This is a genomic window from Parasediminibacterium schistidii, assembly GCF_046546515.1.
Lineage (GTDB): Bacteria > Bacteroidota > Bacteroidia > Chitinophagales > Chitinophagaceae > Parasediminibacterium.
Window position 1 is genome coordinate 68,620 of sequence record NZ_JBKHKJ010000009.1, and the last position, 18,210, is coordinate 86,829.

At 42.4% G+C, this 18,210-nt stretch carries 3 protein-coding genes and 1 tRNA gene; 2 read left to right on the plus strand and 2 right to left on the minus strand.

Annotation, left to right across the window (positions count from 1 at the left end; all coding sequences use genetic code 11):
- Nucleotides 1-282: 282 nt before the first annotated feature.
- A complete protein-coding gene (locus ACHFIY_RS07105; protein WP_410845378.1) occupies nucleotides 283-13,023 on the plus strand; it encodes a YDG domain-containing protein in 12,741 nt (4,246 codons plus the stop codon).
- A 1,262-nt stretch (nucleotides 13,024-14,285) separates the two neighbouring features.
- Here the strand turns inward: ACHFIY_RS07105 and ACHFIY_RS07110 are convergent.
- Nucleotides 14,286-14,357: transfer RNA gene (locus ACHFIY_RS07110), tRNA-Arg, on the minus strand.
- 137 nt (nucleotides 14,358-14,494) lie between these two features.
- Here ACHFIY_RS07110 and ACHFIY_RS07115 point away from each other — a divergent pair.
- Nucleotides 14,495-15,151 (plus strand): tetratricopeptide repeat protein, encoded by a 657-nt coding sequence (locus ACHFIY_RS07115; protein WP_410845379.1) that lies wholly within the window; start codon nucleotides 14,495-14,497, stop codon nucleotides 15,149-15,151.
- Between the two features lie 161 nt (nucleotides 15,152-15,312).
- On the opposite strand, the gene galA is transcribed toward ACHFIY_RS07115, so the two are convergent.
- Nucleotides 15,313-18,147 carry a beta-galactosidase GalA gene (gene galA / locus ACHFIY_RS07120; protein WP_410845380.1) on the minus strand — a complete coding sequence of 945 codons (2,835 nt, stop codon included), beginning with the start codon at nucleotides 18,145-18,147 and terminating at the stop codon, nucleotides 15,313-15,315.
- Between the last annotated feature and the right edge of the window lie 63 nt (nucleotides 18,148-18,210).

The following is an 18,210-nucleotide window of genomic DNA, read 5'->3' on the forward strand; positions in this document are numbered from 1 at the left end:
TCCGAAGGGAATTTTTTTTCTTTTTTCTTCGCTAATGATTTGCGTGGTGATGGAGTCTGAATTTGGATTTGTATAACTTATAACTTTCTACTTACAACCTACAACTTATCACTCAAAACTTACGACTTACAATATTTGGGCTTTGTTAACCATATTTTGCAACAACCAATACATTCTTTCTACAAATACCGCTGTTATTTCGCAGCATTGTTTGTTTATTGCCTGCTTGATTTTGTTTCACGGTGAGATAAATGCCATCCCCCACCCTAATGCTTCTGTCATATGAAAAGAACTGTACGTGCTGTTGCACTATTTCTGTTGGTTGCCTTGTTTGGAAATGCGCAAATGGGCTTTTCCCAGTATTATCCAGGTGGTTTTGCTAAAAGCCAACTAGGTTTTTGGTTTGATGTAAATGATAGTTCCTCCATCACCAAGACCTCGGGGCGAATATCGGCTTGGAAGGACAAGGTGAATGGCACATTGGTAGCCGCACAAGCTACCGCCACACAGCAACCCAACGATACCTTGCAAGATGGACGAAAAGTGGTAAACTTTAATGGTACAAAGGGTTTGAGCATTCCTTACAATAGTGCGTTAGTGCCTGCTAACGGCTTCAATATTGCCCAGATATTCTATGTTTATCCCGATGCCCCCATCACCAATACAGATTTCCGATGTGGCACTTATTGCAACAATATTGGCAATCAAGGTTCTCCCTACATTACTGTGCGTTTTGTGACAGTTGATAATAAGTATGAATATGCATGCAATAGAAACAGTTCCAATTATTATTATAGCAATTACCCAGATGTGCGTGGGCGGTGGACAATTGGTGCTGCTAATTGCAATGCCAGCAACACACTAGCAAATTATTATTACAATGGAAGCGGCACACTCAATACCACCGTTGCGGGCTATGTAAACAACAATTCTGGTGCTACCATCGGCAACAGTTACAACCCTTCGGGATATTATGGCGTGCATTGGGGGGTTGGGGAGATGGTGCAACTCAATTATGCGGGAGGGGCATCTGCCAATAAAATACTCAATGTATATCTTGCCAATAAGTGGGCTATGAGGGATTCATTATTTGGTGGAAACAACAATCTTTTTGCACCTTCTAACCCCATTTTCACCAACAGCCTTGTGGGAATAGGCATGGAAGATATTGGCGATTCTGTTACCACAACAGGGTCTAACAATGGACTTAGTTTTCAAAATGTGGCGGGCAATGCAGGCTTTCTAAGGGCACAGGGCGATTACCTGTTTGCGGCTGACAATGGTAGTGGTGGCACCATGGCATTGGGCACAGCTTTCACCCGATGGTCTCGCAGTTGGTACATTCAAAAAACTGACACCTTGGGTATTGGTGGATTAATTAACCTAAGTTTCGATTTTGCTACCTATGGTATGACCAATTCATTAGACACGCTGCACAACAGCTACTATTTGCTCTTCAATAAAACCAATGGCGGCTTTGGCAGCGATAGCAATTATCTCGTGAAACTAAATTCCATTGCTCAAGCGGCTGGTGGTGTTAGCAAACTCCAATTTCAAGTGGATGTACTCAACCTTGCCAATGGATATTATACTTTGGTGTATGCAGCCAAAGGAACTTCCACCGCCCTTATACCCAATCTTGGCAATTTCATCACTCCCAACTTTTCATTGCTTGCACCCAAAAAACCAATAGTTGTTGCGGGCAATACTTATAATTACGTTGGACTGGATAGTAGCCAATTTAGTTATCCAGTTTTGTATTATAAGATATATGTAAAAGTGAACGGTGGTTCATTAGCTTTGATAGACAGCACTAATGGAAAACCAGCCTATTATGCGCATTACAACCTAACCAATGGTAGCAACTATTCCTACTTCATTACAGCAGTAGCAGCTCCAGGCAAAGAGTCTTTATATAGCGACAGCACACAAGCAATTCCCAGTAGCAACGCCCCCTCTTGGATGATGGTGCCACAGGCAAATGCCAGCAATCAATTGTTCATGTCTGCAAACATTCCTTTGGCAGGATTGCCCTTAAAATATTATTTCGATAACCCTTCGGGAGGTGGGCATATAAGGGCTTATGCCCCATCCAATTTATTTACAGATTCGGGATTAATAAATGGAAATACCTACAGTTATCGATTTAAAATAATGGACACCATCAAAGGAGCAACCACTGAATCAGGATGGAGCAGCACCCAGTCTGTTCAATTGACAGATTCTGCAAGAGGTGGCTTTTCGTTTAATATGGCATTTCTTGACCCAACCACCATCAATTCTCCTTATGGCATTGGGCCTTCCACCTTCACCCCCGCTACAATGGATATGACCAGTATGCGGTACTTGCGTCGTGCCCCAGCACCTGGTATTCACCCACGAATCCTCATCAATCCAGAAGATTCTACCGAGGTAAGAAATCGATTGAAGAATTCCATCAGTGGCAAATATGCCGCTCGTTGGATCCATGCAACGACCATTTTGTTACAATTGGGTTATTCTGGATATAATAGGAATGCTTGGTATGCAAAAGATACAATGGGGAATGCCTATTTATCTAATGTTGGTGCAAGTGATACTAAAGCATTGTATGATTCGCTTGCTGCTGGAGACATAGGTGTTGCAAAAAATTATTCCAACTTATGGGGGAATAGTTATACGAGAATGGCTTTCAACTTTTCGCAAGAAGCTGCAGAATGTTGGCTTTACAGAAACCAAACGGACAGTGTAACGAACACTTCCTATGCCACTCGAGCGCAAAAACTTGCAAGGGCATTAACCGTTTGGGCTAAGAAAGTGATTGCAGACACCACCATACAACCAGACCTCAACATGAGCAATTTCGGCGGCTTGCACAATGCTTTTGCCTATGATTTTATTTATGACCAAATGACCAAAAACCAACAAGACACCATCCGTATGGCCATCCTCAAGACTTTGCCAGATAGTAGCCGAGAACATGGCTATTATTCTCCATCCTTTGCCACACTATCCAACTGGTCCACCTTCGGAGGTGAAATCTACACCAACATGGCAGTGGAAGGGGAGCCAGGATATGGTCTCAAAGACTCTGCTCTCTTGCGCACTTGGATCAAATGTGTATGGAACTTTATCACCTATGGCATATACGATAAAACAGGAGACACTTATGAAGGAATTGGCAAAAACCGATTGAATTCAGCGTTACTAATTGCAATGGCAAAACGTGGGTATAGTGTATTGGGGCATCCTGGCATTCGGTCCTTTGCCACCAAATATTTGCCCGCAGTCATTCAGCCTTTCGGCTATTCTTTTATTGGTACAGATATTTTGGGAGGAACAGGAAACCTTAGCCCAAGCACAGGAGGCTGGAATCCAGGATGGATGGATATTGGTGGTTTGAAATGGATGTTCCCGACCGATACGGCAGTGGACTTCACTTTTCGCAACTTGATGCAAAGGCAATATGCCAATGCCCCTTACAGTCAAACACTTTCTCCAACATTTTATAATTACAATGTAGTAACTGAAAATTATGGATCAGGTTTCAATATGCACGTGCCAGCATTGATGTTTGCTTCTGATTATTTCAATATGCCTTTGGCAACCGAAGCGCAAGCAGCACTTGGTGGCAATAAATTTTATTTCGACTCCTTAGGAGGTCAAGCCATCATGCGAAGCGGCTTTGATAGTACTGCAGCCATGCTTTTCTTTGCCTGTAGGCAAGATGGAGGTGGTCACACTTATGCCAATAAAAACGAAGTATTGTTTAGCTCAAAAGGAAGAATTTGGTTTCCTAGAGTGACCACAACAGGAAGCGGCTTGGCAGTTCAAGATTCTGTGATGCCAACAAAAGTGTCTAATTCCATACTCATCAACGATGTTGGCCTTTTGGCAGATACAGGCATGTATTATAGTTATGGTGTGGTGCCTGGCAAAATGGTGTATTATAAAAACAGTTCCAATTTATTGAGCATTGCAGGAGATGCCACCCATGCATATGGGTATCAATTCCAGAATTTTGGATTTGGCGGCATCATTGGTGAAAGCCCCGAGTTAGCACCTCCATTTTGGAACAAGGTAACTGCCAGCATCAATTCTTATCGCTATGGTAAATACTACAGTTTTGATGATGTGAGTTATTATAACAAATACACCTATCCCGATTATAACATTTCTCCACCCTATTATTACCAACGCACAGTAGAAGCCCCATACCTCAATGGGCCTGTGAAAAAAGTATATCGTACTGCTTCCTTAATTCAAGCAACAAATCCTTATGCCATTATTGTGGATGATATACAAAGAGACAACAATACCAATAACTATAAATGGATAAGCCCGCTTGCGCCAGATTTGAGCGTGGATACCACGGTTGCAAATCTGACCAATAACAACTATCGCTTTGATGTGATTTTGAAAGAACCCGTTGCCACTGGCAACCGCAGGTTATTGATAAGGGTGCTAAATGCAAATGGAGCCCTTAGCAATACGATTGCTGGGGTTGTAGATTCCTCCATTTATAATACCACCAACACTTGTGCAGGTTGCGGTCTAATGCGGTTTAAGTTAGAAGCCAATGCCATTGATCCGCAATTTAAAGTGATGCTCTTTGCCTATAACAAAGGCGATAGTCTTCCAATTACCAATTGGAGTGCTGATAAAACAAAACTCTACGTATATAATGCAGGCGTTACCAACACCATTTCCTTTGCAATCGATAGCACAGGAAGAACCAATATTGCCCTCAATGCTGCCGATACGGGTGCATATTGGACGGGTAATGTAAATACCGATTGGCATACTGCGGGCAATTGGGCCGCAGGTCATGTGCCAACTGCCACTGACAATATTGTTATTCCATCTGGGGTTGCTAATATGCCCATTATATCCAATGCAGTGGCTGTGGTTAATAAACTATCCGTTCAGCCAAGTGCAACCTTGAGGGTAGATTCTATTCTGCAATTGAGTGGTGAATTCAATATGTTGGGAACACTTTCTGGAAATGGAACGGTCAAAACCTATAGCACTTCCGTAACGCCCATTAATAATGCGCAAGTTTGGAATGTGAACATCGAATACAACAATGCCAGTGGTGGGCAAAATGTGATGAAGGGAACTTACAACAAACGCCTTTCCATCAATGCTACTCAGTATGGAAGTATTTCCAATGCTACAGATACGTTATCGCTTTATGGAAGTTTGAATATTGCCCAAGGCAACACACTCAACATGGGTAATTATATCATGAACGGTAACATCACAAGTGTTGTTGGAACGGGTACTTTACAAACACAATGCACAGCCAACCCGAGTGTTCCAGTGGGCGAAATATGGTCTGGCAAAGTAGTGTTCAATGCCAATGCAGGTGGGCAGTTTGTGCCATCAGGTACCTACCAAAACCTTTCTTGCAACAGAGCATCTCTTGGAATGCTGTTAGCAAAAGGTGCAATATCTGTAGTGGATACGCTATACATCAATGGCAATACCACTTTAGACTTAGATACCAATCAACTTTCTGGCGCTATCAATTATACCGCAGGATTTGGTTTGTTGAAAACAGCAAACACTGCTGCAACCCCAATCCCAGCCAACAAGATTTGGAGTATGGGCGTGGCTTATTATAGCGCAACAGGCACACAAACAATCGTAAACGGTAGCTACAGCAACCTCGATCTTTCTGGTGGTAGCACTGGCGGAAGATTATTGCCTTCTAGTGGCACATGCAGCATTTCAGGAAATCTAGTACCTAATACAGGAACTGGAGCCTTGGTTTCGACCAATAACACAATTACTTTCAATGGTGCAGCAGTGATTACAGCACCCATTTCCCTGAATAATATTGCAATTGCATCCAGTGCCAGCCTCACAGCCCCAGGTGGAATTTTGAACATTGCTGGAAATTTTACCAACGCTGGTTCATTCAATCCCAATAGCGGAACTGTTATTTTCAATGGGGGCAGCCAATCAATTACTGGAAACAATACGTTCTATCACTTCACCAAAACAACTGCTGCTGCTTGCGCACTCACTTTCCAATCTGGCACCACACAAACCATCAACGGTACATTGACTTTAAGTGGGGCTTACGGAAACCTGATTTCTGTGAACGCCTCAGTAAATGGCACACAAGCAAGCATCAATCCCAATGGTGCTAGAGTGGTTAGTTATGTTGCGGTAAAGGATAATAACAATGTAAATGCAACAGCTATTAATCCAGTAAATAGTTATAGCAATGGCAACTTAACCAACTGGAATTTTGGCCCCGCCACCTTCACGTGGACAGGCGCAACTGACAATAAATGGAACACCGTCAGTAACTGGTCTCCTGCCATTCTTCCTGGGGTTTCTGATACGATCTTGGTAAAAAAGACTGGCTCTAACAACTTGTCTTTGGAAACTTCAATAACCGTTGGTGCAATGATCATTGATACATTCAGTAGCGTGTCGCTCAATGCTCAAACCTTGACTACAAAAGGCAATTTGGTAATAAACGGCACCCTGAATGGCAACACTGGCAATATCATCATTGCAGGAAATGCTACAGTTTCTGGTGTGGGCAATACCAACTTCAACAATCTTATTATCAATAGTGGCTTTGGTTTAACCACTACCACAGCCATCAATGTAAGTGGCAATTGGGTGAACAATGGAAGTTTTGTACAAAGCAGTGGTGTAGTCAATTTCAATGGAACAACTGCTCAATCCATTACCAAAACAGGTGGAGAAACATTTGGAAGCTTAATGATTTCGAACACTACAGCCAATGTAACTGCAACTGTTCCATTGACCATTGCAAACAGTAGTACACTCACCATCAACAATGGAGCAGTATTGGATTTAGGTTCAAATGCCCTTGCCACGGGAGCAACATTCACCACTGCGGGTACTGGCACATTGAATACGCAAAACACAACCACAACCGCAATGCCTACTGGTAAAGCATGGGCATTCACCATCAATTATAACAATGCTACTGGCACACAAACCCTTGCTTCAGGAACATATACTTCGGGCTTAAAAGCTGGAAATACATCAGGGATAGATACTTTAAACGGTGCAACTACCATCAATGGAACATTCACAGTAAATACGGGTGCAACAGTAGATTTGCGAGGTTATTCACTCACAGCAGGAACTGGATTTGCCAATGCAGGTTTAGGAACTATCAAAACCCAAGGCACATTCCCAACAAATAAAACATGGACAGGCACTGTCATATTCAACAGTACCACAGGATTTTATACCATCCAGCCAGGCAATTATAATAACCTCGATATAGACGGCGGAACGGGCGTAGCTAGAAATATGGATATAGGCTCTGGGGCTGGAACAGGCACATTCAATATTTCAGGTACACTCACATGGAGCGGCAGTGGTAATATTGCCTTCAATAAAACGACCATCAATTATGCGGGCAACAACCAAACAGTAATCAGTGGATTGACCTACTACAATGTTGGCTTCACTGGAACGGATAATACCAAACCACCCGTGGTTACTACTTTGAATATTGGTGGAGCATTCAATCCTGGCATCATGACTGGATTAACGTCTGGCACTATTTCGTTTGTTACCCCAAATGGTGGGGGTGTTTCTCAACCAGGGCAAACCATATCAGCATTCAATTACTACAACCTCACCATTTCTGGTTCTAGAACCGTAAATGTAGCTTTTGCCTCGAGTGGAACAGTAGGAATAGCTGGTACGTTCAATCCTTCAGCCACCTTCACAGGCAGTGGATATATCACCACAGGCAGTACTATCAATTTCAATGGAACTGCGGCACAGTCTATCCCTAAATTGGTTTCCAACGCTACCTATAATTATGGTTCCCTACAAATTACCAATGCGGCAGGAGTTTCTTTCGGAGCTTCATTAGTGGTAAACAAAGACATCATACTAACCAATGGGATACTCAATCTTAATAGCAAAACAGATACAGTAGCAGGAAATATAACAGTCGTTTCAGGCAATATTAATGCTAAAACGGGTGCATTATTCCTAAATGGTAGCATTGCACAGTCAATTGGAAATTCGGCTTTTGTAACAGATTCTATCGCAACGCTTGCTATCAACAATTCAAATGGGGTAAGCTTTGCTGGTTCAGTAAATATTATATCATCCCTCAACTTGGTGAATGGAATAGTAACTGTTGGAGGCAATGGTTTAACTATTAAAAGTGGGGCATCCTTTACAGGGGCATCTTCTTCGGCATACATCAATGGTAGGTTAACCCTACCAATAAATAGTGCTGCTGCTACTACCTTCCAAATTGGAAGTGGAGGCAATTATCGTCCAGTGGTGTTTGCTTATACTACCACACCCGGCAGTCAATATGTGGGCATACAACAGTATGAAAGTCAATTCCCTTCCGTTCCTACTGGATCAAGCGTAGGGCATTTTGGAAACAGGTATTGGAATATTAGTCAATCTACTAGTGGATTATCTTACAATGTTACTCTAAATGGTGGCGGTGTATCCACAACTGGAACAGTCTTAATGTTAAGAAGAGAAGGTTCAAGTGCAGGTACTTCAAATTCAGTTACCACTAGTTTGCCTACATATACCAATGCAAGCAGTTTTAGCACATCCAATTTATCCAATGACGTAGCATTAGGTGAAACTGGCATACCGCTTACTATAACTGGAGCTGTATCTAACAATAAAGTGTATGATGGTACTAATAATGCTATAGTAAGTGGCGGTTCATTGGTTGGTATTTCTGCTGGGGATGTGGTTGTTCTTAATCAAAGTGGAACATTTGCTACTAGAAATATAGGAACCGGTATTGTTGTAACGCCAACTTGCACCATTAGCGGTGTAAATGCGGCTGCTTATACATTAACACAACCTAGTTTGTCTGCAAAGAATATCACTATTCGACCAATTACTGTAACGGCAGTTGCAGATAGCAAAACCTACGATGGCACCATTGCTTCTACTGGTGTACCTAGTTACAGTTTGCAAACAGGCGATGCCACAACCACTGCGCCTATTCAATCATTTGATAACAGAAATGCAGGCACTGCCAAAACACTCACGCCATCTGGATTAGTTATTAATGATGGGAACGGGGGCAATAATTATTCTATAGCTTATGCTGCTACCACATTAGGCACTATCAATGCACAACCGCTTACCATTACAGCGAATGTTTCTAATAAAGGGTATGATGGTAATAGCACTTCATCCGTAATCCCAAGTATTACTGCTGGTAGCTTGATAAGCGGTGATGTGGCTAATTTCAGCGAAGCTTATTTGGATAAAAATGTTTCAACCAGTAAAACAGTTGTTTCTTCGGGTTATGTAAATGATGGAAATGGAGGTAATAATTATGCTTACACTTTTATAAACAATACTGCTAGCAGCATTTCAGGCCGCTCTTTGACAGCAACAGCCACTGCTGCAAACAAAATCTATGATGCAACTTCCAATGCATCCGTTACAATTGGCGACAACCGATTAATAGGTGATGTCCTAACGGTAAATTATACAAATGCAACCTTTAGCGATAAGAATGTAGCCAATGGGAAAACGGTTTCCGTCAATGGTATCAGTTTGTCTGGTGCAGATGCTGGGAATTATACCCTCACCTCCACAAGTGCAACCGCCTCTGCCAACATCATGGCTTTTGGGCTAGCCATTAGCCCATCTGCTGCCAATAAAACCTATGATGGTAATGCTAGTGCAACGGCATCTTTTTCTGATAATAAGCTTGCTGGGGATGATGTTGCTGAAACATACAGCACAGCCAATTTTGCAGATAGAAATGTAGGTACAGCAAAAACTGTAACTATCAATGGAATTGCATTGACGGGTGCTGATGCAGGTAATTATTCGTTGGCTTCCACTTCCTCCACAACCAATGCCGATATAGCCCAAAGAAGCTTAACAGTAACTCCCTTTGCTAGCAATAAATCGTATGATGGCAACACAAACGCATCTGTATCGTTCAGCGACAACAGAATAGTCGGAGACATTTTTACAATTGGGTTTACCAGTTCCTCATTCTCTGATAAAAACATTGGCATCGGAAAGACAGTAACAGTGAATGGCATTAGCCTCTCTGGCGCAGATGCGCTGAACTATAGCCTCGCTTCCAATAATGCAACTACTTTGGCCAATATCTCAAGTATCAATTTGACCGTTACTACCACTGCCAACAACAAAACCTATGATGGCAACACAACCGCAACAGTAAGTTTAGGGGATAGCAGAATTTCTGGCGACAACTTGACTATCGGCTATACAACATCGACATTCTCAGACAAAAATGTTGGAAATGGAAAGACGGTATCTGTAAGCGGAATCAATGTATCAGGCACTGATGCAGGGAATTATACTTTAGGTAATACAACAGCAACTTCCTCTGCGAATATCACGTCTGCAACCTTGACCATCACTGCCAATGCCCAAAACAAAAACTATCAAGGCTATTTGGTATTAGGAAATACAGCCTTTACAACAACTGGTTTAGTCTCTCCTGATGTAGTGACTTCAGTAACACTTACCAACAGTAATACTGGCACTGGATTATCTCCAACCACTGATGCTTTAGGAACTTATAATATCATTCCTAGTGCTGCTAATGGTTCTGGTTTGAGCAATTATACTTTGGTCTATGTGAACGGAACATTAACCGTAAAGAAAACAACCATGTATGTTTGGACTGGCGCAACCAACACTTCTTGGACTACTACCACCAACTGGACTCCTAATGGTTCACCAACAGCTATTGACAGTGTATCCATAGCAAAAACAGGAAGTAATAACTTGTCAATGGATATATCGCCAACTGTTGCTTATCTATCCATTAGTTCGGGAAATACGGTTTCACTAAATAGCCAATCCCTAACAGTATCTGGCAATTGGGTAAACAATGGTACTTATAATGGAGGAACAGGTACTAATGTGTTTGCGTGGACTACTAATACATCAGGTTCTGGCACTAACAATTTCAACAATGTTACTATCAATGTTGGTTCTAGCTTAACTGCTTCTGCTGCTTCCACCTTAAATGTTTCGGGCAATTGGGTGAATAATGACACATTCATTCCTTCAACAGGAACTGTTGTATTCAATGGTGCTTCTACCCAAATTGGTTCTGGTCCTTTCAACAACTTAACCATTTCGGCTGGAACAGTTACTTCGCAAGCCAACCTTGCCGTAAATGCTATACTCAATATTGCCAGCGGTGCTACAATCAATATGGGAAGCAACCAATTGACAGGTATAAGCAGCACAACTGGAACAGGGACATTACAGACACAATATGTTGGGGCATTGCCTGTGCCATCTAGTAAAACTTGGAGTTTCAATTTTGCATACAACAATGCGGCTGGTGGACAGTCTGTTATGGCAGGAACTTATTCCAATGGGTTGACAGTGGGCAATAGCAGCGGTACGGATACTGCTACGGGAGGGCTCACCATCAATGGAAACTTTGTTACAACAGCTGGAGGCACTTTCGACATGAAGAACAACAACATCAGTACCACTGGCAGTTTCAACGCTGCCAATACCAATGGTACGCTGCGCATTGGAGCTCAAGGTGGTGCTGTTTATCAATTTCCAATCAATCAAACTTGGGGTGGAAGTGTGATTTATTACAATGGTACAAACAACCGTATCGTGCCTGGCACATATAACAATATCGATTTTGACAATGGGGTATCTCAGGCCGTCAATTTTGATAATGGCAACAATCCGTCTGCCGTATTCAATTTTGGGGGAACTATTTCTACTGTCAGTACACAGTTCACTGTTCGTACTACTACTGTCAACCTTACTGGAACCAACCAAGCCTTGACTAATAGTATGTCCTTTTACAATCTTAACCTTACCGGAACTAGTACTACATTCCCAACTGGAAGTGTAAATATTCAAGGTGCATTTAACCCCGGAAGCATCACAGGTGCCACACAAGGAAGCATCAATTTTAATGGAACTGGTGCGCAAACAGTGCCTGCTTTCAATTATAATACTTTGGTTATTTCAGGCGCAAGAACTACTAATAATGTCTCGCTAGCCAATGCAGGAACTATTGGGATAGCCAATGTCTTCACCTATACCCCTTCTTTCACTACGGGAGCATTAATAAACACTGGCAGCACCATCAATTTCAATGGTACGGGTGCACAAACCATTGCTGCGTTCAACTATTATCACCTCACAATTTCGGGTACACATACCACCAATAACATCACTTTGGCGGGAAGTGCAACCATTGGAGTGGCAGGTAATTTCACATACAATCCAACTTTTACCACTGGTTCGCTCAACAATACCAACAATACCATACTCTTCAATGGTACTTCCAATCAAACAGCAACCTCCACCAATGGTATCAGCCTCTATAAATTAACCCTCAACAATACCACTTCTGGCGGTGGTACCCTATCGCTCAGCGGTGCTATGACGATTGTTAACACGTTGACACTTACGGCTGGCAAATTAGATGTAGGCAGTAGCAATCTTACCCTCAACAGTGGTGTTACGGTAACTACACCCTCAGCATCTAGTTATATTGTAACCAGTGGGACAGGAGGCCTAATAAGAAAAGCAGTAACGACAGCAACATTATTCCCTGTAGGCACTTCAAGCAGTTATGCGCCGCTTACGGTCACCAACAACACAGCTAGCGATATGACTATTGGTGTGAGTCCATCCATTACCTATGCCGTTTTAGATACCTCACATATTGTGAAATTGCAATGGTCAATAGCTTCTTCGGTAGCCACTACATCCACCACATTGCTCCACCAGTTTAATACCGCCAACATGGCTTCGGCCTTTGCAGTAGGCAGTGCTTGCGAGCAGGGTTGGTTCAATTTGGGGTACACTGTTTCATCTGTAGGCACACCTGCAGGCAGTGGACCTTACACCCTAAGCAAAACAGGGTTAGCACTTGCCGCAGCCACTACCTACTATTCAGTATTGGGCAATGTAAATTCCATCTACATGCCCATTACCTATCGTAGCAACAAAGCGGGCAATGGCTTATTGATATACCCTCTTGAGACCAATTTTGGCACAAGATAAGTTTGCCCACACCCCCAACAACCATTAAAAACCCCATAAAGCTCCATCAAGTTGGTTTGTACCAATTAGATGGAGTTTTTTTCTATAAATACTACATTTAACCCAGATTTTGCAGTTGACTTCGTTATGAAAGGCTCAAATACAATAAAGACAAGCATTTGAGCCGATTTTTTGGCTGAAAACATAGATGAACCATGATAAAGCCAAAAATTCAAGCAAATGCTTGTGTTTGAAGTAGTTAGGGCTTGCAATAGATTTCAACTGCAAAATCTGGGTTTAAAAATAAAAACAGAGCAACATCGGGCCTACCAGTAGGCCGTTTTGCTTTATAGTGCTTAACTCTAATAGTAAAGCATGGTAAAGCACTTGACATTCAAACCCATTTCTTTTAACCGTGTTTAACGCTAAGCGTTAAATACAGTAAAGCAATTTTGTTTCGTCTCACACCACTATATATAAGCCTAGAATACTCGTTTGACGTGGCCTCTAGGCTTTTTTAATGCCCAAGAATTAATGCTAGTAGGCCGCTGGGTAGGCCCGGAAGTTTTTTAAACAAGATGCCAAATGCTAACATTTTGACTTGCTGAATAATTCAATACCCCCCTACAATCCCTTTTGAGCAGGGGAAAATGAAGACTTAAGCGAATATTTCAACTAGGCTATTTTTGATTTTTGGTGGTTTATTTTTTTTTGCTAATTTCCTTTTCTGCCTATAACTCATTGATATTCAATTGTTTATATTTTTTAAGCCTCTTTTTTTATTATAATTTAAGTGAATTTTATAATACCTTATTGATAATAGAATGATAGTTTTATGATAGTAAAATGATAGTTTATTGATAAGAAACTGATAAGATTTTAATAGTGAATTATCATTTTATAAGCCAACCAACAACTAATACAAGGGCTACAGCTAAGGTGGTTAGTTCCTGTTTTAATACAAAGTTGGGATGGATTGGTATAAAGCCCAGCATAACAATCCTATATGGGGCATATTTCCCCCATGAGTATCCCAAATTTCACCCATAGTGTGGGCATTTTAGGCTGCTCATGGGGTCATATTTCCCCCATATAGAATTGTACTTTTGTATAGATTCCAAATTAACCCGAACTTTGTGGTATATGGCTCGAGCAATTAAGATTTTTTATAATCGAAAATGTTTTACACAAATGTTTTACACGTTCAAAAGAAAAGGGTTCTGGCAATTGCCAAAACCCTTGTTATTATTGCCATACAATTATTTTTAATTATATGATTTCCGTGGTCGCGCCAAGAATCGAACTTGGATCTAGTGTTTAGGAAACACCTATTCTATCCGTTGAACTACGCAACCATTACATTTCAGGCGGCAAAAGTAATAGTTATGCTGCTAAAATACTCGTTATTCAATAAAAAAATTTTCTGTGCCAAGCAGGTATATCCTGCTGCAAGTGTTAACCTTCTTATATTTGGCGTTCAATTGGTGAATTTATGAAGTTTTACAATCTATTAATCAAATATCGGTTTTGGTTAAGTTTACTGGCTATTGGTATTGCTGTTTTAATGAATGTTACAGGCTCTGCTGGTTTTTGGCCTACTTTCCCTTTGTACTTTGTGGGTGTTATTGGCTTGGCCAGCAACTTTTTTATTGGCCCTTTGCGCTTGATACAAGCGCCTATGGAAGCAGGAAATGTGGAAGAGGTAGAAAAAATATTGGCTTCTGTTTGGTTCCCAAATTTGTTGTACTCACCCGTCCGTAGCACTTTTTATACTATCAAAGGCAATTTGGCCATGATGAGGCAAGACTTTGATGGCGCCGAGAAATACCTGAAACAAAGTTCTGCCATTGGCAGCCCCATGCCAATGGCAGAAGGCGCCAACAAGTTGCAACTAGGCATGATGGCCATGCAAAAAGGGGATATGAAGCAAGGGGAAAGCTATATAAGGGCTGCACTGCGCCTTGGCCTTGCAGATAAAGAAAGCGAAGCCGTGGCACTAATAAGCATGTGCCAGATATTCATGAACAAGCGGCAGTTTAAAGCTGCTAAAGACTTTTTCCGCAAGGCAAAAGATTGCAAGCCCAAAACAAAGCAAGTGGTTGACCAAATAAAGGAAATAGAAAAGTATATTTCTAGAGTGCCAGGCTAGAAGTTGTTTTAAGTTTTGTATTTTAGGATTTAAGTTATTTGATGTTTGTACCTTATGTTTATGCCACTGTTTCTGAACCATATTATTAAAGGGATGTACTTTAGTTATGTGACCCAGAAACAGTGGCATTTTATTTTATAGTTGCCTAATTGTTGCCTTTCTTACATTCCTTTTACTGTAACAACACCGCCTAGCCCCGCTTTCTTCCCTGCCACTGCTTCTATCAACACAGTAATTGTCCTATTGCCCTGGCCGGCGGGCAAATCTATAGTCATGTCTTTACTCGCAGCATCTGTTTTGGTGGCCACCAATTTTTTGTCTAGCCATATTTCGGCTTTGCCAGCTACAGATTGTAATGTTACTTTACCCCCCTTGTTGCTTTGCTCGCTGAAAGGCTTGAAAGTAGTACGGTAAAGGGCAAAACTATTGTCGAAAGGTTGCAGGCTGCCCGGTTTTATGGGCGCCCATGTGTTCATGTCGTAGCTTGCAACTTCTTGGTTGGGGTCGGGCTTTGTGGCCGTGAAAGGCGATATTTTCCATTTGTCCAATACCAATACGGGCATCGAAACCTCAACCGCAAGTATTTGAATAGTATCTTTTACTGTTATAGCAATGCTTGCCGATCTTATACCAGCAGACTTAGCTGTTAATATCAATTGCCCTGTGCTGCCAGCATTGCTTTGTAGTATCACTTGTGCTAGGCCGTTGTACAAGCTTTGTTTGTTCCCTTTCTCTGGCTCATGGTTGTTGTTATTGCCATTGCCCATGCCAATAATCCTACCGGGCCCGCTAATTTCAAATTCAACAGGTAGGTTGGCGGTTTCTACAGGCCTGCCTTTGGCGTCTAGTACCCTTACTGTTACTGGCAACGCATCCAAGCCATCATTTACCAATTTCGTAGCATAAGGTATCAATTGAATGCTTGCTGGCTCACCAGTGGTTTCTACTACAAAATGCGATACTTGTTTGCCAGCCTCGTAGCCATAAGCCTCTAGCTTGCCGGGTTGGTATGGCACTTTAAACGTGTTCATTTCATATTTGTCAACTGTTTGCTCTCCTATCAGCTTTCCATTCAGCAAAAGTTTTATGGTTTCTGCATTGCTCATGGCCATTACCCTTATGGTTTTGCCTATGCTGTCTTTTGGCCAGTTCCAGTGTGGTACTAGTTGCAATATGGGCTGTGTAGCAGGCACCCATTGTGCTTGGTGCATATAAAAAGCAGTTTTCGGGAAACCGCATACGTCCATGCAGCCAAAGCTAGAACTAGCAGAAGGCCATTCAAAAGGCTGTGGCTCGCCACGGTAGTCAAACCCAGTCCATACAAAGCACCCTGCCACATAAGGTTTCTCTGCTATTGCCTTCCACGATGCCCTGTGCGTGTTGCCCCAGCCGGGCTTGTTATCATCATAAGCGGCTAAAAAATGGTTCTTTTTATCATTTACATACTCCCCACGGTTCATTAGGCCAGAAACATCCTCCGAGCTGGTGATGGCTTTTTCCGGGTGTTCTTTATGGAAGCGTTCATAGCCATTCTGCTGGTAATTGAAGCCTACCACGTCCACTGCATGCGATACATTGATTGGGGTAAACAAGCCGCCACTGGCTGCGGCCGTTATGGGGCGAGTTTTGTCTAGTGTTTTTACCACGGCACTCATACGGCGTACCATTTCGTAGCCATTTTCTGTGCCTTGCATCGGCTCCTCGTTAAAAACGCTCCAGAGTATAATGCTGGGGTGGTTCCTATCCCGGCGCACCATCCATTCCAACTGGCGTTGGTATTCGGGTGAGGCATTAAAGTTCCTGTTCTCGTCCATAACCATTATGCCGTTCCTGTCGCAAGCATCTAAAAACTCGTTTGAAGGCGGGTTGTGCGAGCAACGGTTGGCATTTACGCCCATTTCTTTCAGTTTTTTCAAACGGAAATCCCACAAGGCATCTGGCACAGCAACGCCTACGCCAGCATGGTCCTGATGGTTGCAAGTGCCTTTTATTTTTACATACTTATCGTTTAGGAAAAAGCCAGAATCAGACGTGAATTTTATGGTTCTGAAGCCACAAGTTGTAAATAGGGTATCCGTTGGTTTACCTTCCGCTGTTACTATTGTCCTTACCTTATAAAGGGCAGGGTTTTCCAAATCCCACAATAGCGGGTTGCTTACAGGCAGGTTTAAGGTAGCAATGGTTTTGCCAAGCGGGTCAACGCTGCCGCTAGTTGTGCCAGTGGCCATTACTTTGCCTGTATTGTCCAAAAGTGTTGATGTAACACTAATGCCTGCAGCTTGTTTGCCGCTATTTTCAATTGTTGCTTCTACAGGAATATTCCAATTGCCCTGCTCGCTTTTAATTGGCTGCGCAAATACACCGTTGGTCATGATATGCACAGGCGATTGCTTTACCAGCCATGTATGCCGATACATGCCTGCCCCTTCGTACCACCATCCTTCTTGTGTTACAGCATCTACACGAATGGCAATGTTGTTTAAGTCATCGCCATATTTTGCCATTGCTGTGATGTCAATATAAAAAGAAGTATAGCCACAAAAATTACGGTGCAGTATGGTGCCGTTCACCCAAACTGTGCAATTGGTGGCAATGCCATCAAACTGGAGTTCCAAGTATTTGCCCTTGTCTTTCGGGTCTAACTTAAAGTTGCGGCGGTACCAGCCAAAGCCCCTTCTGCGATAGCCCTGGGTTGCATTTTCTGTAGAGTCATACGGCGATTCCACAGCCCAGTCGTGTGGCAGGTTTAGCAAACGCCAGTCGGTATCGTCAAATTCCGGGGCGGCCGCTCCCCATGCTTTGCCAGCTTTTGCATTGGGGTAGCTCATTCCTTGCCCTTTAATAACGGGGAAAGGTATATCGCCTAGGTAAAAACGCCAGCCATTGTCCAGAGACAAGCGTTCGTGTGCCGCATAAACAGGGGCAGCAGGTTTTTGGGCAGTAGCTCCCAGGCAACATAAAAAGAGAAAGAAAAAAAAAAGGATAGGAATTTTCATCGCGGCAAGTTTAATTATTTGAATTGCAAGTATCCGAAGAAAAGTTTAAATTTCCTTAAAAAG